Origin of the sequence: Kitasatospora sp. MMS16-BH015 (assembly GCF_002943525.1) — a bacterium.
Taxonomy (GTDB): domain Bacteria; phylum Actinomycetota; class Actinomycetes; order Streptomycetales; family Streptomycetaceae; genus Kitasatospora.
The window spans coordinates 1,438,505-1,458,376 of sequence record NZ_CP025394.1; the positions used below are offsets into that span (position 1 = coordinate 1,438,505).

A 19,872-nucleotide genomic window follows, 5' to 3' on the forward strand; every position below is an offset into this window, starting at 1 on the left:
TCACATCTCGCGCATGGATCGGAACGACGGTCGGGCGGGGGCGGCGTCGTCGAGGCGGGTGGCCAGACCCGCCACCGTCGGCTCCGCGAACAGCGCCTGGATCCGCAGTTCGACCCCCAACACCGAACGAACCCGGGCAATCAGACGCGTCGCGAGCAGTGAGTGGCCGCCCAGCTCGAAGAAACTGTCGTCCACCCCCACCTCAGGCAGACCCAGCACCTCCGCGAACAGACCACAGAGGATCTCCTCCCGCACCGACCTCGGCCGCCCACCACCGGAAACCACCACCTCCGGCACCGGCAACGCCCGACGATCCAACTTCCCGTTCACCGTCAACGGCAGACCATCCAGCACCACCACAGCCGAAGGCACCATGTACTCCGGCAACACACCCGCCACCACCGAACGCACACCCGCACCATCGACCACCCCACCCGGCACCGGCACCGGCACCACATACCCCACCAACCGGCGATCCCCCGGCACGTCCTCACGCACCACAACCGCCACCTGACCCACACCCTCAACCGCCGAAAGCGCCGCCTCGACCTCACCCAGCTCGATCCGGAAACCCCGAACCTTCACCTGGTCATCCACCCGACCCACGAACTCAAGAACCCCACCCACACCCCACCGCACCAAATCACCGGTCCGATACATCCGCTCACCCACCCCGAACGGACACGCCACAAACCGCCCAGCCGTCAAACCCGAACGCCCCAAATACCCCCGCGCCAAACCAACCCCAGCCACATACAACTCACCCACCACACCCACCGGCACCGGACCCAACCCACCATCCAGCACAAACACCCGCACATTCCCCACCGGACCACCGACCGGGACAGGGGATTCGCTCCCGGTCAGTGGGGTGCTGAGAGTGGCGCAGATGGTCACCTCGGTGGGCCCGTATCCGTTGACGAAGTGCCGCCCCGGGGCCCAGCGCTGATTGATGTGAGCCCCGCAGTTCTCGCCGACCACCGTGATGGACAGCCCGTCGAGCCGCCGGTCGTCGACGGGCAGCACGTCAAGGGCGCTGGGTGGCATCGTCACGTGGGTCGCCCCGGTCCGTGCCACGAGGTCCGTGAAGGCGGTGGCGAAGTCCTCGGTGGCCGGCGGCGGCAGGACTAGCGCCGCCCCGCTGAAGAACGCGCTGCACATGTCCCACACTGCGACGTCGAAGCTGAGCGAGGCCAGTTGCACGACCCGGCTCTGCGCGGAGATCCGCAGGGCCCGAATCACGGAGTCGATGACGCTGAAGACACCGGTGTGGCTGATGACCACGCCCTTGGGCTGCCCGGTCGACCCGGAGGTGTAGATCAGGTAGACCGGATTGGCCAGCCGCAGCGGCGCCACGCGCGTCTCGTCGGTCGGGTCGGACTCGGGTAGTCCGGCCAAGTCGTCCAGAAGCACGGGATCTGCCAGGTCGATCCGCCTGACGGCAGAGCCCCTGAACACTTCCGGCTCCGGTGAACGGACCAGGAGCACGCTGGGGGCGGCGTCGGCCAGGATGTAGGCGATCCGAACGGCCGGGTAGTCCAGGTCGATCGGCAGGAAGGCGGCTCCCGCCTTGGACACCGCCAACGCGGCGATCACGTTCTCGGCTGACTTGGGCATGCCCAGGGCAACCACGTCCTCAGGGCCGATCCCGCACCGGATCAAGTGGTGGGCGAGGCGGTTGGCCCGGCTGTTCAGCTCGGCGTAGGTCAGCTCGGCGTCGTCGGCGAGCACCGCAAGGGCGTCCGGGGTGCGAGCGGCTTGCCGTTCGAACAGCGCGGGCAGTGGCAGGTAAGGGTCGAGTCGTTCGGTGTTGTTGAAGGTCTCCAGCAACTCCGTCCGCTCGGCGGCGCCTAGGAGGTCCAGCTCGGACAGTCGCCGCTGCGGATCCGCCACCACCGCGGTGAGCACCCGGACCAGGCGGTCGGCCAGCCGCCGGGCCCCCTCCGCCGTGTACAGGTCCGTCGCGTACTCCAGCCGCCCGGCGAGTCCGGCCGACGCTCCTTCGAGGCCTGCCGCCTCCTCCAGACCGAACCAGAGGTCGCAGCGGGCGACTCCACCGCTGACGAACCCACCGACGGCCTGGACGTCGTCGAAGCCGAACTCTCCGGAAGCGTAGTTCTGGAAGGCGAGGACGACCTGCATGAACGGGCTCCGACCGGCTCCACGGGCCGGGTTGAGGTGCTCCACCAACCGGTCGAACGGCAGATCCTGATGAGCGAAAGCCGCCAGATCCGCCTCCCGCACCCGCTCCACCAACTCCGCGAACGTCGGATCACCCGACGTGTCCGTCCGCAGCACCACCGTGTTCACGAACGAACCCACCAACTCGTCCAGGCCCTCGTCCGAACGACCCGCCACCGGCGAGCTGATCGGCACGTCGGTGCCGGCACCGATCCGGGTCAGCAGCAGCGCCAACGCAGCCTGGACCACCATGAACACCGTCGCATGACCACCCCGAGCCACCCCCGACAGCCCCGCATGCAACTCCGCATCCACCACAAAATCCACCGACCCACCAGCGAAACTCGACACCGCCGGCCGAGGCAGATCCGTCGGCAGCTCCAACCGCTCCGGAACACCCGCCAACACCCCGCCCCAGAACTCCAACTGCCCCGAAACCAGACTCCCCGGATCATCCGCCGACCCCAACAACTCCCGCTGCCACAACGCATAATCCGCATACTGAACCGCCAACTCACCCCAACCGGGCACACCACCCGCCCGACGAGCCGAATACGCCACCCCCAGATCACGACCCAACGGCCCCATCGACCAACCATCACCAGCAATGTGATGAATCAACAGAACCAACACCGAGGAATCAGCACCCGTACGCAGCAAATGCGCCCGAACCGGCACCTCCTCCGCCAACTCGAAGCAGTGACCGGCAACCCCCGCCACCGCCTCGTCCACATCCCCCGGGGCGACCTCCCGCACCTCGAAGCCGAACTCCACCTCCTCCACCGGCACCACACGCTGCACCGGCTCACCGTCCACCTCCGGAAACACCGTCCGCAGACTCTCGTGCCGACCCACCACATCCCGCAGCGCCAACCCCAACGCCGCCACATCCACCACACCCGACAACCGCAGCACCAACGGCATGTTGTACGTCGAAGACGCACCCTCCAACCGATACAGGAACCACAACCGACGCTGCGCGAACGACAACGGCAGCAACTCCGGCCGCACCACACGACGACCCAAAACCACCCGACCCGCCGACGACTCCAACCGCGACACCAGACCCGCCACCGTCGGCTCAGCAAAAACCGCCTGAATCCCCAACTCCGCACCCAACACCGAACGAACCCGGGCAATCAGACGCGTCGCGAGCAGTGAGTGGCCGCCCAGCTCGAAGAAACTGTCGTCCACCCCCACCTCAGGCAGACCCAGCACCTCCGCGAACAGACCACAGAGGATCTCCTCCCGCACCGACCTCGGCCGCCCACCACCGGAAACCACCACCTCCGGCACCGGCAACGCCCGACGATCCAACTTCCCGTTCACCGTCAACGGCAGACCATCCAGCACCACCACAGCCGAAGGCACCATGTACTCCGGCAACACACCCGCCACCACCGAACGCACACCCGCACCATCGACCACCCCACCCGGCACCGGCACCACATACCCCACCAACCGGCGATCCCCCGGCACGTCCTCACGCACCACAACCGCCACCTGACCCACACCCTCAACCGCCGAAAGCGCCGCCTCGACCTCACCCAGCTCGATCCGGAAACCCCGAACCTTCACCTGGTCATCCACCCGACCCACGAACTCAAGAACCCCACCCACACCCCACCGCACCAAATCACCGGTCCGATACATCCGCTCACCCACCCCGAACGGACACGCCACAAACCGCCCAGCCGTCAAACCCGAACGCCCCAAATACCCCCGCGCCAAACCAACCCCAGCCACATACAACTCACCCACCACACCCACCGGCACCGGACCCAACCCACCATCCAGCACAAACACCCGCACATTCCCCACCGGACCACCAATGGGAACCGCCGCAGGCACACCACCAGCCACACCGAACAGACTGGACGTGGCGGAGTGACAGTCGGGCAGAAGAGCTGTGGCATAGACGGTGGCCTCGGTCGGCCCGTAGATGTTCGCGAACTCGGTTCCGGGCGAGACGCGTTGCAGGCTGCCGACGAGCGTTGCGGTGAGGGCTTCGCCGGCGATCGCCAGGAAGGGCACGTGAAGCGGCCGTCCCTCGGCGAGCAGCGCGGCGAGGGCGGAAGGAACAAAGCAAGCCATGGTCGCCTCGCCGTCGGCCGGCCGCCCGGCCAGCGCCAGGGCGTTCTCGACGAGTTCGACCCGCCCGCCGTGGAGCAGTGGCACGACGGTCTCGAAGACGGAGACGTCGAAGGTCATCGCTGTCCCGGCCACCACCCGCCGCAACCGCTCCACGCCCAGGGTGTCCGCCGCCCAGGCGGCCAGGTTGACCACACCGCTGTGGGCGACGACGACACCCTTGGGCTCGCCGGTGGAGCCCGACGTGTAGATCACGTAGGCGGGGTGGTCCGGTCGGAGCGGTCCGCTCAGCTCCGCGTCGGCCACCTCGGTGCCGGGCAGGGTGGCCGTCCGGGCAGCGGACAGGCCGTCCAGGTCCACACGCCGCAGATCCTGGGGCAGACCGGCCACCGACGTGTGGGTGAGGACCAGCCGGGGCCGGCTGTCCGAGGCGACCCGAGCGATCCGCTCCGCCGGGTAGGCCAGGTCGACGGGCACGTACGCGGCACCCGACTTCAGCACCGCCCACAGGGCGACGAGCAGGTCGGCGGTGCGCGGGAGGGCGAGCATCACCCGGTCCTCCGGGCCGACCCCCTCCGCGATGAGCAGCCGGGCGAGGCGGTTGGCCCGGTCGTCCAGCTCGGCGTAGGTCAACACCGTGTCCCCGGCCAGCACGGCGGGCGCCCCGGGAGTGGCGAGCACCTGCCGTGCGAAGGCTGCCGGAAGGGTGTCGGCGGGGACGGGCGAACCGGTGGCGTTCCAGGCCTCCAGCTGCTTCCGCTCGGTCGCGCCGAGGAGGTCGAACTCGCCGATCCGGCGGTCCGGCGCGTCGCAGGCACCGGTCAGCAGCCGAAGGTATAGCCCGACCAGGCGCTCGGCGGTGGTGTGGTGGAAGTGGTCGAGCGCGAACTCCAGCTCGCCCTGGAGACCGCCGGCTACGTCCTCGGTGTCCTCGCACAGTCGCAAGCACAGGTCGAGCTCGCTCTGCCCGGGACGGACCGCCTCCACCGGTACCTGGGTACCGGTGAGGTCGGCGGTAGGCCTGGGCCCTTCGACCACCTCGATGCCCACCTGGAACAACGGATGGTGCGTCAGTGACCGCTGAGGGGCGATGAGTTCGGCGATGTCCTCGAACGGCAGGCCGGCGTGCTCGGCCGCGGCCGCGGCGACCGCCGCCACCTGCCGCACGAGCTCGGCGAACCGGGGGTTGCCGGCACTGTCCGTGCGCAGCACCGTCGTGCGCCGGACGGGGCCGACCAGCTCTCGCTCCGCGCCGGTGCGGCCGGAATCCCAGCTGCCGACCAGGATGTCGGCGTGGCCGCCGATCCGCGTGAGCAGGACTACCAAGGCAGCGTGGGCGACCGTCCGGACGTCGGTGGCGAGCTGTCCGGCGAGTGCGCGAAGCCGCTCGGCCTCGGCACCGCTCAGTGCGAAGGCGACGCTGCCGCTGCGGTAGCTCGGGGCGGCGGTGAGGGTCTTGTCCCGGGGAAGGTCCGCCAGCGCCGGCGCGCCCGCCAGAGTGCGAGTCCAGTGGTCCCGGTCGTGTGCGGCGCCCGGCTCGGACGAGCCGAGCCGGGCCAAGTGCTGGGTGAACTGCGCGGGTGGTGCGCCGAATTCAGGGGCCCGGCCGCTGTGCCGGGCCCGGTAGGCGGTACCGAGGTCGGCGGCCACCGTCTCCAGGGAGCGGGCATCGCACATGATGCCGGGAGTCGTGATCAGGACCGGCTGCCCGTCGGCGGCGCACGGGAACAGAGTGACCGCGAGTGGGTGGTCCTGGGTCAGGTCGAAGCGGCGGCGGGCGGCGGTGTCGACCGTCTCTTGGGTGCCGGCAGGACCGGCCGTCCCCGCTGCCCCGACCTGTTCGGAGGTCGCGTCGGTGAAGGTGGGCCGGGCCACCGCGTCGACGCACTGCCGCAATCCGTCCGCGGTCTCCACGATCCTGGTGCGGAGGGCCTCATGCCGCAGGGCGACGTCCGTCACCGCCGCGTGGAGGGCCACCGGATCCACTGGGCCGGGGACGCGCAGCACCGCGGCGGTGTTGGCCACCGGCAGTGCTCCTTCGAACTGCCCGAGCACATGCAGGCGGTACTGCGCGGCCGTGAGCGGGAGGCCCGGCGCGGGGCTCTTCTCCGCCGGGCCCGACGCGGTCGCTCGGGCGGGGGACGTCGACACGTGGCACTCCCTTGGCGAGACTGGCAGGGACGTGGGGAACGAGGCGCGCGGGAGGATTCCGGGGAATTGATCCACCGTCCCGGAACAATCACACCGAGAATGGCTGAGGAATGCCACGGGCGACTCGATCGTCAGCTTGATACTTCGTACCGGACCGCGTCAGGTCCACGCCTGGGCTGTCCGCTGTGGAGTCTTGCAGAGCCCTCTCCGACTGGCAATGCATTTGATAAGGATCGAAACCTTCACATCAGCTGCTCCCGCAGTCGGGGCAGAATCGCCTCGGCATTCCCGCGCTCAACCGCAGCACGCTCCCCGGGGTCGATGTCCGACCAGGCGGACCAGGCCCCGGCGAAATGGCGGACCGTGTGCTCCGGCGCGTACGGCCAGTCGGTGCCGAACAGGATCCGGTCGGGCCGGGCGAACGTCCGAAGGCTCGGCAGCGCGACCGGGCTGGTGGACAGCGCGGTGTCGAACCAGAAGCTCCGCAGCCCCTCCAGCACCCGCTCCGGCGTCGGCTTCGCGGCCGTCCTGGTCCAGGCGATGCGGTGGGCGGCATAGGGCACGAACCCTCCGCCGTGCGAGAGGACGATCTTCAGCTCCGGCCAGCGCCAGGGGGCCTCAGCGTGGACCAGGTTGACCGCCGCCCTGGTGGTGTCGAGCAGAAAGTCCGTGAGGAACGGCGGGATGCCCTCGACCGGCGGGGCGCCGAGCTGCGACGGATGGACGAAGACCACGGCGGCCCGGCGGTTCAGCTCGTCCATCAGGGGATCGAAGCGACGGTCGCCCAGGTAGTGACCGGCGGAGTTCGCGAGCAGCACCACGCCGTCCGCGCCCAGCACGTCGAACGCGTACGCCGCCTCGGCCAGCGCGCCGTCCACATCCGGAAGGGTGAGCGTGGCGAACAGGCCGAAGCGGTCGGGCCGGTCCTTGACCTGCTCCGCGGCGTACTCGTTCACCTCGCGGGCCATCCGGCGAGCCTCGTCGTCGTCACCTAGGTGGACCCCGGGCATGGAGACGGAGAGCACCGCCGTACGCACCGCGAGCTCGTCCATGGCCGCCAGCGCGCCGGCCTGGCTCCAGGCGGGAAGCGGCATGCCACCGGCGGTGATACCACGGGCCGCCAGCCACTTCGCGTAGGCCGGGGGGACGATGTGGTGGTGCGTGTCGATCCGGTAGCCGGACATGTCTCCTCCTGATTTTAAAGAATTTCGAATTAACCGCGACGAATCTGCCGACGTTCATACCCGAAGAGCTCCTGAAAACACAGACTGGACACTGTCGCAGGTCGTTAAGTAGAGTCCCCAGGAATTCCCGGGCGTGGCGCCTGACTGCTCCGTGCTCCCGCCGGGCGGGGCTTTTTGAAATTGCCCGAAATGCTACCCACCTTGCGAGGTCCGGCATGAACGCCGAGGATGCTTCACTCGTCACGGTCCTGCCCGACGGTGTCGCCGTCCGCGCCAACGCCGGGCAGACGATCATGAGTGCCCTCTGCGCGGCCGGATTCGGCTACCGGATCGGGTGCCGTCGGGGCGGCTGCGGTGTCTGCAAGGTGGATCTGGTGGCCGGGCTGGTCGAGTACCAGGTGCCCGTGGCAGCGAGCGTGCTGGACGACGCCGAGGCCGCCGCAGGTACCTGTCTGAGCTGTCGTGCCGTCCCGGTCGGCGATGTGGTCGTCCGCCTCCGGGGCCACCGGTTGCGCCGTCTCCACCGGCTCTTCCACCCCTGAGGCCCCGATGCCCTGACAACCCCTGACCATCACGCGGCGACGCCGCAAGATCGAGGAGAGATCCATGGCCGTCATGCGGCTGGGCTACGTGCACGCCCGTGTCACCGATCTGGAGGCCTCCCGGGCGCATTACGCGCGAACCCTCGGGATGAACGTGGTGCACGACGGCGGTGACTGTCTCTACCTCAAGTCGTGGGACGAGTGGGACCACCACTCGGTCGTCCTGGAGGAGGGCGGTGTCGGCCTGGTGAAGCTCGGCTACAAGGTGGAGCGGCCGACTGACCTGGAACGGTACGAGCGACGCGCCGAGCGGTTCGGCTGCGCCGTCTCCCGAATGAGCCGCGGCGACAACCGGGCCGTGGGTGACGGCCTGCGGATCGTCCTCCCCTCGGACCACGTGGTGGAGCTCTACCACGAGATCGAGTACACCGGGACCGGCACGGGCTCGTTGAACCCCGCGCCCTTTCCCCGGGACCTCGTCGGTGTCGGCGTCCCGCGCATCGACCACGCGTTGATCACCGCGGAGGACCCGGCGCTGCTGGAGCGGTTCTTCGCCGAGTGCCTGGACTTCCGTCCCGCCGAACGGCTCATCACCGATCACGACAGCGGGGAACTGCTCGGCTCCTGGATGTTCTGCGGCAACTCACCCCACGACATCGCCTTCATCAAGGGCCCGAACGCCAAACTGCACCACTTCGCCTATCAGTTGGAGGACTGGAACGCGATCCGGCACGCCGGCGACCTGTTCGCCATGGACGACGTGCCGGTGGACATCGGTCCCACCCGGCACGGCATCACGCGGGGCCAGACCATCTACTTCTTCGACCCGTCGGGGAACCGCAACGAGGTCTTCTCCGGGGGCTACACGACCTTCCCGGACTTCCCGACGATCACCTGGACGGCCGACCAGCTCGCCACCGGGATCTTCTACATCGGGCGTGAGGTCAACGAGCGCTTCACCTCGGTCCTCACGTGAGCCGACTCACCCATTACTTGCACGCGGAGAGGAGAGAGCAGTGACGGACACTGACGGAGCGGGCCACCAGGGCGCCATCCTCCGGACTTCCCCGGAGCCGATCGCCATCGTCGGGATGAGCTGCCGGTTCGCTGGGGAGGTGAACTCGCCGGAGGAGTTCTGGCAGTTCCTCACGACCGGCCGCACCGCGGTCGGCGACCTGCCGGCGGACCGCTGGACAGAGTACGAGACCGCCGGGGCGGAGACCCGCCGGGTCCTCGCGGGCGCCACCCGCCGGGGCTCGTTCCGTGCCGACATCAAGGGCTTCGACGCCGCGTTCTTCGGGATCACCCCGCGTGAGGCCGAACTCATGGACCCACAGCAGCGGATGATCCTGGAGCTCTCCTGGGAGGCCCTGGAGCACGCGGGCATCCCTCCGCACACCCTGGCCGGCACGGATGCCGGCGTGTACGTCGGGGTGGGCGCGGACGACTACGGCCGTCTGATGCTGGAGGACCTCCCCGGCATCGAGGCGCGGAGCGGCATCGGCGGGGCGTTCTGCGCGGTCGCGAACCGGGTGTCGTACACCCTCGACCTGCGCGGGCCGAGCCTGGCCGTGGACACCGCCTGCTCGTCCTCGCTGGTCGCCCTGCACAACGCGTGCCAGGCGCTGCGGCTCGGCGAGATCCCGCTGGCCCTGGTCGGCGGCGTGTTGCTGGTGGCCGCCCCCGGACTGACCCTGGTGCTGGACGCGGCCGGCGCCACCTCACCCGACGGAAGCTCCAAGTCCTTCGACGCCGCCGCCGACGGGTACGGGCGCGGCGAGGGCGGCGGAGTCCTGGTGCTGAAGCGCCTCGCCGACGCACAACGGGACGGGGACCGCGTGCTCGCCCTGATCCGCGGGTCGGCCGTCCACCAGGACGGCCGGACCGAGGGCATCATGGCCCCCAGCGAGGAGGCGCAGCGTCATCTGCTGCGCCAGACCTACGCCCTGAACGGGATCGCCCCCGGCTCCGTCGACTACGTGGAGGCGCACGGTACCGGCACCCGGGTCGGCGACCCGATCGAAGCCGGCGCGATGATCAGCGTGTTCGGTCCGGGGCGGGAGCCTGGGCGGCCGTGCCTGATCGGCTCGGTCAAGGCGAACATAGGCCACCTGGAAGCCGGTGCGGGCGTGGCCGGAGTCATCAAGACAGTGCTCTCGCTCACCCGCGCCCAGCTCCCGCCGAGCGTGAACCTGACCACCCCCAACCCGGCTGTCCCGTGGGAGGGCTCAGGTGTCGAGCTGGTCACCGGGCCACGCCCCTGGCCGGCCGGAGAGCGGCCCCGCCGGGCGGGAGTCTCCGGCTACGGCTACGGCGGCACGCTCGCGCACGTCATCCTGGAGGAGGCGCCGGCCGGCACCGAGGCTGTCTACCCGGGGGCCGTCGCGCTGAGCGGATCGGCCGAGCAGCCGACCACCACCCTGCTGCCGCTGTCCGCCCGCAGCTCATCGGGGCTGGCGGCGGCTGCGGCCCGGCTGGCGCAGTGGCTCCGGCAGGACGGCGCCGCCGTCCCGTTGGCGGCCGTGGGTCACACGCTCGCCCAGCGGCGCTCCCACCTCACCCACCGCGCGGTCGTGGCGGGCGCCAGCCGGGAGGAACTGGCGGCCCGGCTGCAGGACCTGGCGGCCGGTACGGCGACGGACGGAGTCGTCACCGGGACCGCCGGGCCGGCCACTGCCCAGCCTCCGGTCTGGATCTTCTCCGGTCACGGTTCGCAGTGGGCCGGCATGGGGCAGATCCTGCTGCGCACCGAGCCGGTCTTCGGCAAGGTGCTCGACGAACTGCACGACACGTTCTCCACCGAGCTGGGTGTGTCCCCGCGCGAGGCCCTCCAAGCGGGCGAACTGGGCGGTGTCGACACCATCCAGCCGCTGATCTTCGCCGTACAGGTGGCGCTCGCCGAGGTCTGGCGCTCGTACGGCGTCGAGCCCGCCGCGGTGATCGGACACTCGGTGGGCGAGATCGCCGCGAACGTCACGGCCGGCTCGCTCACCCTGGAGGAGGGCGCCCGGCTGGTGTGCCGCCGCTCCCGGCTGCTCCGCCGGGTCGCCGGGGCCGGTGCCATGGCCATGGTCGGACTTCCGTTCACGGAGGCCGAGGCACGGCTTGGCGAGCGGCCCGACCTGGCCGCCGCCATCTGCGCCTCACCCGGCAGCTCGGTGGTCGCCGGCACCCCGGCCGCGATCGAGGCCCTGGCCGCCGACTGGCAGGCCGAGGGGATCATGGTGCGCCGGGTCGACAGCGATGTCGCGTTCCACAGCCCGCAGATGGACCCGCTCCTGGACGAGCTGCAGGCCGCCGCCGCCGAGCTGCGCCCCCGGCCGCCCCGCATCCCGGTCTACTCCACGGCACTGACCGACCCACGCTCCGGCGCTCTCCGTGACGGCGCGTACTGGGCCGCCAACCTGCGCAACCCGGTACGCCTGACGGCTGCCGTCGACGCCGCGCTGGCAGACGGCCACCGGCTGTTCACGGAGATCTCCGCCCACCCGGTGGTGGTCCACTCGGTGAACGAGACCGTGGCAGCCGCTGAGGTCCGCGGCTGTGCGGTCACCGCCACACTGCGCCGGGGGCGGCCCGAGCAGCAGGTGCTGCTGGAGAACCTCGCCGCCGTGCACTGTGCCGGTGCCAGGGTGGACTGGCGTGCCCTGCAGCCGCTCGGCGAACTGGCCGACGTGCCGGCCATGGCCTGGCAGCACGTCCCGTACTGGCTGGACGCGCCGCGGCGCTCCGGCGACGCCGTGGTACCGCACGACCCTCGGACGCACAACCTGCTCGGCGGTCAGTCCATCGTCGCCGCGGACACGGAAATCGAGCTGTGGCACACCACGCTCGACGAGGAGAGTCGCCCGTACCCGGGTCGGCACCCGGTCCGCGGGGTGGAGATCGTGCCGGCTGCCGTGCTGCTCAACACCTTCCTGACCGCCGGGCACGGCGACCCCACCGTTGGCGGACCGCACGTACTGACCGACGTCGGCCTGCGGACCCCGGTCCCGGTCTCCGGACCGAGCGAGCTCCAGGTGCTCCGGCAGGCCGGCACCGTGCGCCTCAGCTCCCGGCCGTCGCGCGGGCCCGAGGGCGGCCCGGGCCGCTTCTGGCTCACCCACACCACGGCCCGGTTCCCGGTCGGCGAGCCCTCGGTCGTCACCCGGCGCGACCCGCAGCAGCTCCGGACCGCCCATCCGCAGGAGCTCGCGGCCGGCTTCCCGATCGATCGGCTGGCCGAGCTCGGGGTGGCCGCCATGGGCTTCCCCTGGACCGTCGAGCGGCTCTCGGGTGGTGAGGGCTCCCTGCTCGCGGAGGTCACGGTGGCGCCGGACCCGGACACGGCCGGCAGCTGGGCCGCGCTGCTGGACGCGGCGCTGTCCATCGCCTCGGTGGTCTTCCCCGGTGATCCGGTGCTGCGGATGCCCGCCGACATCCGCCGAGTCGCGGTGGCGGGCTCGCCGCCCGGCACCGCACTGATCAGCACCCGAACGGCGCCGGGGCCGGCCGGGGCCGACACGGTGGACGTCGAGGTCCTCGACCCCGACGGCACCGTCCTGGCCCAACTCACCGGGCTGCGCTACGGCCGGCTGGACGGCGACCCCGGGGCGGCGAGCAATCCACGGCGCCTCGTGCACCAGCTCTCCTGGCGCCCGGCGGCCCCGGTGCCCGCCGGCACCGAGGTTGACGGCGTGGCCGTCCTGGGCGACCCGCAGCTGGCCGCCGATCTCGCCGCGGCCTGGCTGCCGGCGGGAGTCCGGGTGCTCCCGGTTGCCAAGTTCGATGAACTCGAGTGCGTCCTGGATGAGTTGGGAGCAGGTGCGGCCGTCCTGGTGTCACCGGCCCTGCCCGCCGACGGGCGCCCGGACCCCGCCTCCGCAGCCTGGCTGCTCACTGCGGCAGCCGGCCGACTGGCCTCCTGGACCGGCTACACGCCGCCGCCCCGGCTGTGGGCCCTGACCCGCGGGGTCCGGGAAGCGCGTGGCGCGACCGCGCTGCACCACGCGCCCCTGTGGGGCCTGGGCCGGGTGTTCGCCACCGAGTACACCGAGGAGTTCGCAGGGGTGCTCGATCTGCCGGCCGAACAGCCGTGCTCGGTCGCGACCGAACTGCTGACGGCGCTGCGCGGGCGGCGCGACGAGAACATCCTGTCCCTCCGGCCGGCCGGTGCGGAGGTCGCCCGGCTCGCGCTTGTCGAGGGTCCGGGCGGCGACAGCCTGCGGTGCCGTCCCGACGGCACCTACCTGGTGACCGGTGGGCACGGCGTCCTCGGCCTGCGGACCGCCGAGTGGCTGGTCGGCCGGGGCGCCCGGCGCATCCTGCTGGCCGGCCGCCGAGCTCTGCCGCAGCGCGGCTCCTGGCTCTCCGTCACCGATCCGGCCCAGCAGGAGCGGATCGAGGCGGTGCGGCGCATGGAGGAGGGCGGTGCGACGGTGTGGTCGATCGGCCTGGACATCGCCGACCCCGCCGAGGCCCGTCGGCTGCTGGACGTCGAAGCCCTGGGGCTGCCGCCGATCCGTGGCGTCGTGCACGCCGCCGGCCTGGTGGAGAGTCGGCTGGCCCGGGACACCAACGAGGAGTCCCTGCGCCGGGTGATGCGGCCCAAGGCCGACGGCGCCCTGGTCCTGCACGAGCTGTTTCCTCCCGGTTCCCTCGACTTCCTGGCGTTCTTCTCCTCTGCGGGCCACCTCTTCGGGCTGCCGGGGCAGACCAGTTACGCGGCCGGCAACTCCTTCCTCGACACCCTGGCCGGGCACCGCAGGGCCGAGGGCCACCAGGACACCATCAGCCTGGCCTGGACCTCCTGGCGCGGCCTCGGCATGTCCACCTCCTCCGAAGTGATCGACGCCGAGCTGGCCGCCCGCGGTACCGGGGACATCACGGCCGCCGAGGCGTTCGGCGCCTGGGACGTCGCCGCCGGGCACGGGCTCGCCCACGTGGCGGTGTTCCGCACCCTGCCGCCCGCCCCGGGGGTCGTCCGTCCGCAGCTGCTGGCAGAGCTGAGCGCGTCGGAGCCGAACGCCCCGGCCGCCGAGGTCGGCGAACAGGCACAGCCCTGGGTGCAGCTGGACCCGGACGAGCGGCTCGCCTACTTCGTCGATCAGGTGCGGGAGCAGGCCGCCCAGGAGATGCGCCTACCGGTGGACCTGCTGGACACCGAACGGCCGCTGGTCGAACTCGGGCTCGATTCGATCATGACGGTGGCGATCCGGCTCCGACTTCAGAAGCAGCTCGGGGTGGTGCTGCCCTCCACCCTGCTGTGGAAGCACCCGACCGTGCGCGCGATCGGCGGCCACCTGGTCGAACTGACGGCGACGGCCGGTGCTCCGGAACCCGAGGACCAGCCCCCCTCCGCCGTCCCGGCCGAGCTGCGACCCGTGGTGGTCATGGCATGAGCGTGGACGGATCCGCACTGCGCGAATGCCTGGCGCGCTTCACCAGCGGAGTCACGGTCGTCACCACCCGCACGCCCGAAGGGCCGCACGGGCTCACGGTCAGTGCCTTCACTTCGGTGTCGCTGGAGCCGCCGCTCGTCCTGATCTCGGTCAACCGGACCAGCCGCGCGGCCGACTTCCTCCGTAACAACTCCTTCTGCGTCAACATCCTGAGCGCTTCCCAGCTCGACCTCGCCCTGCACTTCGCCGGCCAGCGCCCCGATCCGACCGCCGCACTGTGCTGGGAGGAGCCGGGCGACGGGCCGCCACGCCTCCGCGACAGCTTGGCGCAGCTGTCCTGCACGCCGTGGGCCCGCCACGACGGCGGTGACCACCTGCTCTATCTCGGGGAGGTCCGAAGGCTGGACTTCCGCGACGAGGAGCCGCTGGTCGTCCACCGCCGGCAGTTCCACCAGCTCGACGACCTCTCATCGGTGGCCCGGGCCTGACCGGCGGGCCTTGCCATCGCCCCATTCCCTCGTACGGACGGACCACGCACATGACCATCGACCGGAAAACCGCCCCGCCCGGGGCCGGCCCCGCCACCCGCCCCCTGACCGGCGACGAGTACCTGGAGAGCCTCCGGGACGGACGCCGGATCTACCTCTACGGCGAGCGCGTCGAGGACGTCACCCGCCATCCCGCTTTCGCCAACGCCGCACGCATGGTGGCGCGGCTCTACGACGCCCTGCACGATCCCGCGAAGCAGGCGGTCCTGACCGCACCCACCGACTCGGGCAACGGCTTCACCCACAAGTTCTTCCGCACCCCCCGATCGGTCGAGGACCTGGTCGGCGACCGCGAGGCGATCGCCGAATGGGCCCGCACCACCTACGGGTGGATGGGGCGCAGCCCCGACTACAAGGCCGCGTTCCTCGGCACGCTCGGCGCCAATTCGGACTTCTACGCCCCGTTCCAGGACAACGCCAAGCGCTGGTACCGGGAGTCGCAGGAGAAGGTCCTCTACTGGAACCACGCGATCGTCCACCCACCGGTGGACCGTCACCGGCCCTCCGACGAGGTCGAGGACGTGTTCGTCCACGTCGAGAAGGAGACCGACGCCGGTCTGGTGGTGAGCGGAGCCAAGGTGGTGGCGACCGGATCCGCGCTGACCCACTTCAACTTCGTCTCGCACTACGGGCTCCCGCTCCGCAGGAAGGAGTTCGCCCTGGTCGCGACCGTGCCGATGAACTCGCCGGGGCTGAGGCTGATCTGTCGACCGTCCTACTCCGCATCGGCCACCGCGATGGGTTCCCCGTTCGACTACCCGCTCTCCAGCCGGCTCGACGAGAACGACACCATGTTCGTGATGGACAAGGTGTTCATCCCGTGGGAGAACGTCTTCCTCTACGGCGATCCGGACCGGGTGAGTAACTTCGTCCCCCAGTCCGGGTTCCTGGAGCGGCTCACCTTCCAGGGGTCCATCCGGCTCGCCGTGAAGATCGACTTCATCGCCGGCCTGCTGCTGAAGGCGCTGGAGATGACCGGCAGCAAGGACTTCCGCGGCGTTCAGGCCCGGGTCGGGGAGGTGCTGGCCTGGCGCAACATGTTCTGGGCCCTCAGCGACGCCGCAGCCCGCAACCCCCAGCCGTGGTACAACGGTTCGCTGCTGCCCCGGCTCGACTACGGCCTGGCCTACCGCTGGTTCATGACCATCGGCTACCCGAGGATCCAGGAGATCATCGAGCAGGACGTGGCCAGCGGTCTGATCTACGTCAACTCCAGCACCGCTGATTTCGCCAACCCCGAGATCCGCCCCTACTTGGACAAGTACGTGCGCGGCTCCAACGGCCACCAGGCCGTCGACCGGGTCAAGCTGATGAAGCTGCTGTGGGACGCCGTGGGCACCGAGTTCGCCGGGCGGCACCGGCTCTACGAGCGCAACTACGCCGGCAACCACGAGTCGGTGCGCAGCGAGATCCTCATGATCCAGGAGGCCTCCGGACAGCTGGACGAGTACAAGGGATTCGCGGAGCGCTGCCTCGCCGAGTACGACCTGGACGGCTGGCGGGCCCCCGACATGCTGTCCTTCGAGCCACTGCGCCGGAGCACCGAGGAGTGGACCCGCCGTGGCTGAGCCGCACCCCGCCCGCCGGGGAGCCGCCGCCCCGCCCCCGCCGGACGGGCCCGCAGGGGCCGGCCGGATCCGCGCGGCAGCGCGGACTCTGCTCGACGCGGAGCGGCGTCGGACGGCGGTGCCTCAGCTCACCGAGGACTGGTCGGACCTCGACCTGGCCACCGCCTACGCCGTGCAGGACGCGGCCCTGGAGGACCGGACGGCCGCCGGCGCGCGACTCGTCGGCGTCAAACTCGGACTGACCTCGGCGGCGAAGCAGCGCAGTGTCGGCATCGACGCGCCGATCACGGCCTGGCTCACCGACACGATGCTGCTGCCCGCCGACCGCCCGGTTCCGTTCGACCGGCTGATCCAGCCACGTGCCGAGCCGGAGCTGGTACTCATCCTGGGCGAACCGCTGGCCGGGCCCGGTGTGACGGCCGCCGGAGCGTTGGCCGCGGTCCGTGGCGTCCGGGCCGGAATCGAAGTGATCGACAGCCGCTACGCCGGTTTCCGGTTCTCGCTGCCTGACGTGGTCGCCGACAACGCCTCCGCCGCGTTCTTCGTGCTCGGCGAGCGCGAGCTCCGGCCCGAGGAGGTGGACCTGGTCACCGAGCACTGCCGGTTCGAGGTCGACGGCGAGCTGGTCGCCACCGCCACCGGGGCGGATGTCCTGGGTTCGCCGGCCGAAGCGCTGGCCCGGGCGGCGAACGAGCTGGCCACCCGGGGCAGGTACCTGGAAGCCGGCTCGACCGTGCTCACCGGCGGGATGACCACAGCTGTGCCGCTGGTCCCGGGCCGCCCGGTGACGGCACGGTTCGGCCGGCTCGGCACGGTGACGGTCGGGGGGGCCTGAGATGCCGCTGGTCGAGATCACCTTGGTGGAGGGCCGCCCACCGCACCTGCTGCGCGGCCTCATCCACGAGCTCCACATCGCGGTGGTACGCGCGCTGGCGGCGCCGGCCGAGGCTGTCCGGGTGGTGGTGCGCGAGGTCCCGCCGTCGCTGTGGGCAGCCGGCGACGTGACGATCGCGGAACGCGAGGCCGCCCGGGCGGCGGGATCCGCCGCCGACCTCGAGGAGGTGTCCTGATGAACTTCTACGGTCATGTCATCGACGGACGGGAGGCGGTGGCGGAGGACTGCGAGGTCGTGGTCGATTCCGTGGACCCGTGGACCCGCCGCCCGTGGGCCCGCTTCCCGCTCGGCGGGGCGGCCGAGGCCGGGCTGGCGGTGGCCGCGGCCCGCCGGGCGTTCGACACCGGCCCGTGGCCACGGATGGGCTTCGCCGAGCGCGGCGCGGCACTGCACCGGCTGGCCGACCTGATCGAAGCGCACGGAGCCGAGCTCGGCCTGGCGGACACCCGCGACATGGGCAAGCCGCTGGAGCAGAGCCGGGGTGCGGACGTGCCTAGGGCCGCGGCCAACTTCCGGTTCTTCGCCGACCACGCCCGGCTGGCGACCGCTGAGGTGCTGCCGATGGACTCCGGGCACCACTGCTACGGCCGGTTCGAGGCCGCCGGCGTGGTGGCCGCGATAGCTCCGTGGAACTTCCCACTGATGCTGGCCAGTTGGAAGATCGCTCCGGCCTTGGCCTGGGGGAACACGGTGGTGCTGAAACCGGCGGAGGGTTCGCCTGTCTCGGCCACCCTGCTGGCCCGGCTGGCGCTGGAGGCCGGTCTGCCTCCGGGTGTGCTCAACGTCCTGCACGGGACCGGCCCCCAGGCCGGCGACGCACTGGTCCGGGACCCGCGGGTGGACCGGGTCACCTTCACCGGCTCCTCGGCGACCGGCCGCTCGGTCGCCGCCGCGGCGGCATCCCATCTCGCTCCGGTCAGCTTGGAGCTGGGCGGAAAGGGAGCCAATCTCGTCTTCGCAGACGCCGACCTCGACCAGGCCGTCGACTGGGCGGTCAAGGCGGCGTTCACCAACTCCGGGCAGATCTGCCTGGCCGGCAGCCGGATCCTGGTCCAGCGCCCGTTCTACCAGCGGTTCACCGAGCGCCTCGCAGCAGCCGCTGCGGCGATGACGGTCGGCAATCCGCTCACCGCGGGAACCAGGATCGGGCCGCTTGCCTCCGCACAGCACTTCCGCAAGGTCTCGGCGTACCTCGCCGAGGCCGCGCGCGGCCCGGCGACCTTGCTCACCGGTGGCACCGGCGACGGCTGGACGGTCCGGCCCTCCGTCCTCACCGACGTGCCGGCCGACTCCCCGCTGTGGCGGGAGGAGGTCTTCGGCCCCGTGGTGGCCGTGGCCCCGTTCGACCACGAGAAACAGGCTGTCGAGGCGGCCAACGACACCCCGTACGGGCTCAACGCGATGCTCTTCACCAACGACCTGGCGCGTGCTCACCGGGTCTCGGCGGAGCTGAAGGCAGGGACAGTCTGGGTGAACTGCTTCTTCGTACGCGACCTGCGCGCACCGTTCGGCGGCGTCGGCGAGTCCGGTGTCGGCCGGGAGGGCGGGGCGTTCAGCCGGGAGTTCTTCACCGAACCGAAGGCCGTGGTGATGCGGATCGGCGCCGCGTGACGGGCCGCGACCGGAATACCCTGACGACTTGACGACCACTGTGCGACGCCGTGGGCGGGCCTGATCCAGAGCCCGCCCACGGCGTTCCGCTTTACGAAGGCATCTTCGGAAAGGTAGCGTCCTGCCATGGAGGAAAGACCGGCCGAGGCCATGATGCGACTCGACGCCCACTCGCTGCGCGGACTCGCCCACCCCCTGCGGGTCCGCATCCTCGAGCTGCTGCGCCTGGACGGACCGGCCACCGCGACCATGCTCGGGAACCGCCTGGGCGAGGACAGCGGGAACATGAGCTGGCACCTGCGGCAGCTGGCGTCACACGGCTTCATCGCAGAGGACACGGAGCGGGGCACCAAGCGCGAGCGCTGGTGGTACGCGCTGCACAAGTACATCGGTGTCGAGCAGGCGGACTTTCTGGCCGAGCGCGAGCTGAGCGGGCTGCTCTCCACCCTCCAGAAGGCCGTGATCACCGAACAGTTCCGCCGAGCCGAGGAGTTCACCGACCAGAACTGGCCCACCCAGTGGCAGGAGGCCGCGTCGGTCGGGTACTGGCGGCTGCGCCTGACGCCCGCCGAACTCGGTGATCTCCGGGCGGACTTGACCGCACTCTTCGAACGCTGGGAAGAGCGGCAGCGGCCGGAGTCGGATGCGGACGCAGGCACGGAGGCCCAGGACGTCGTGCTCCAGTTCCAGGGGTTCCCCTACCGTCCGCTCACCTGAGTCG

General features: G+C 70.9%; 11 protein-coding genes. 9 read left to right on the top strand and 2 right to left on the bottom strand.

Annotated elements, in window-relative coordinates; genetic code table 11:
• Positions 1-6,423, bottom strand: a complete 6,423-nt coding sequence (locus CFP65_RS06235; protein ID WP_158702061.1) for a non-ribosomal peptide synthetase — start codon at positions 6,421-6,423, stop codon at positions 1-3.
• A gap of 242 nt (positions 6,424-6,665) precedes the next feature.
• The gene (locus CFP65_RS06240; protein WP_104815135.1) at positions 6,666-7,607 is read right to left on the bottom strand and encodes an amidohydrolase family protein; all 942 of its coding nucleotides are present in this window, start codon (positions 7,605-7,607) and stop codon (positions 6,666-6,668) included.
• A 215-nt stretch (positions 7,608-7,822) separates the two neighbouring features.
• On the opposite strand from CFP65_RS06240, the gene CFP65_RS06245 reads away from it, so the two are divergent.
• The 9 genes from CFP65_RS06245 (at position 7,823) to CFP65_RS06285 (ending at position 19,868) form a co-directional block, all read left to right on the top strand.
• On the top strand, positions 7,823-8,149 hold the full coding sequence (locus CFP65_RS06245) for a 2Fe-2S iron-sulfur cluster-binding protein (RefSeq protein WP_104815136.1): 327 nt from the start codon (positions 7,823-7,825) through the stop codon (positions 8,147-8,149).
• Positions 8,150-8,213: 64 nt separating this feature from the next.
• Entirely contained in the window at positions 8,214-9,125 is a 912-nt protein-coding gene (locus CFP65_RS06250; RefSeq protein ID WP_104815137.1) for a catechol 2,3-dioxygenase, read from the top strand.
• 40 nt (positions 9,126-9,165) lie between these two features.
• A complete protein-coding gene (locus CFP65_RS06255) occupies positions 9,166-14,529 on the top strand; it encodes a type I polyketide synthase (RefSeq protein WP_254552253.1) in 5,364 nt (1,787 codons plus the stop codon).
• Positions 14,526-15,017 (top strand): flavin reductase family protein, encoded by a 492-nt coding sequence (locus tag CFP65_RS06260; protein WP_104815138.1) that lies wholly within the window; start codon positions 14,526-14,528, stop codon positions 15,015-15,017. Before CFP65_RS06255 ends, CFP65_RS06260 begins: the two co-directional genes overlap by 4 nt.
• A 50-nt stretch (positions 15,018-15,067) precedes the next feature.
• Positions 15,068-16,645, top strand: coding sequence for a 4-hydroxyphenylacetate 3-hydroxylase family protein (locus CFP65_RS06265; protein ID WP_104815139.1), 1,578 nt, complete (start codon positions 15,068-15,070; stop codon positions 16,643-16,645).
• Positions 16,646-16,712: 67 nt separating this feature from the next.
• A complete protein-coding gene (locus CFP65_RS06270; protein ID WP_104820691.1) occupies positions 16,713-17,480 on the top strand; it encodes a fumarylacetoacetate hydrolase family protein in 768 nt (255 codons plus the stop codon).
• 1 nt (position 17,481) lies between these two features.
• Complete coding sequence (locus tag CFP65_RS06275) at positions 17,482-17,715, top strand: tautomerase family protein (RefSeq protein WP_104815140.1); 234 nt, start codon at positions 17,482-17,484, stop codon at positions 17,713-17,715.
• Positions 17,715-19,151, top strand: a complete 1,437-nt coding sequence (locus CFP65_RS06280; RefSeq protein WP_104815141.1) for an aldehyde dehydrogenase — start codon at positions 17,715-17,717, stop codon at positions 19,149-19,151. Before CFP65_RS06275 ends, CFP65_RS06280 begins: the two co-directional genes overlap by 1 nt.
• 126 nt (positions 19,152-19,277) lie before the next feature.
• Complete coding sequence (locus tag CFP65_RS06285; RefSeq protein ID WP_217368141.1) at positions 19,278-19,868, top strand: helix-turn-helix domain-containing protein; 591 nt, start codon at positions 19,278-19,280, stop codon at positions 19,866-19,868.
• Positions 19,869-19,872: the final 4 nt, after the last annotated feature.

Bases quoted from the DNA above. Each gene is read 5' to 3' on its own strand.
- CFP65_RS06265 (WP_104815139.1), top strand. From the start codon at position 15,068: ATGACCATCGACCGGAAAACCGCCCCGCCCGGGGCCGGCCCCGCCACC.
- CFP65_RS06285 (WP_217368141.1), top strand. From the start codon at position 19,278: ATGGAGGAAAGACCGGCCGAGGCCATGATGCGACTCGACGCCCACTCG.
- CFP65_RS06245 (WP_104815136.1), top strand. From the start codon at position 7,823: ATGAACGCCGAGGATGCTTCACTCGTCACGGTCCTGCCCGACGGTGTC.
- CFP65_RS06250 (WP_104815137.1), top strand. From the start codon at position 8,214: ATGGCCGTCATGCGGCTGGGCTACGTGCACGCCCGTGTCACCGATCTG.
- CFP65_RS06260 (WP_104815138.1), top strand. From the start codon at position 14,526: ATGAGCGTGGACGGATCCGCACTGCGCGAATGCCTGGCGCGCTTCACC.
- CFP65_RS06280 (WP_104815141.1), top strand. From the start codon at position 17,715: ATGAACTTCTACGGTCATGTCATCGACGGACGGGAGGCGGTGGCGGAG.
- CFP65_RS06275 (WP_104815140.1), top strand. From the start codon at position 17,482: ATGCCGCTGGTCGAGATCACCTTGGTGGAGGGCCGCCCACCGCACCTG.
- CFP65_RS06240 (WP_104815135.1), bottom strand. From the start codon at position 7,607: ATGTCCGGCTACCGGATCGACACGCACCACCACATCGTCCCCCCGGCC.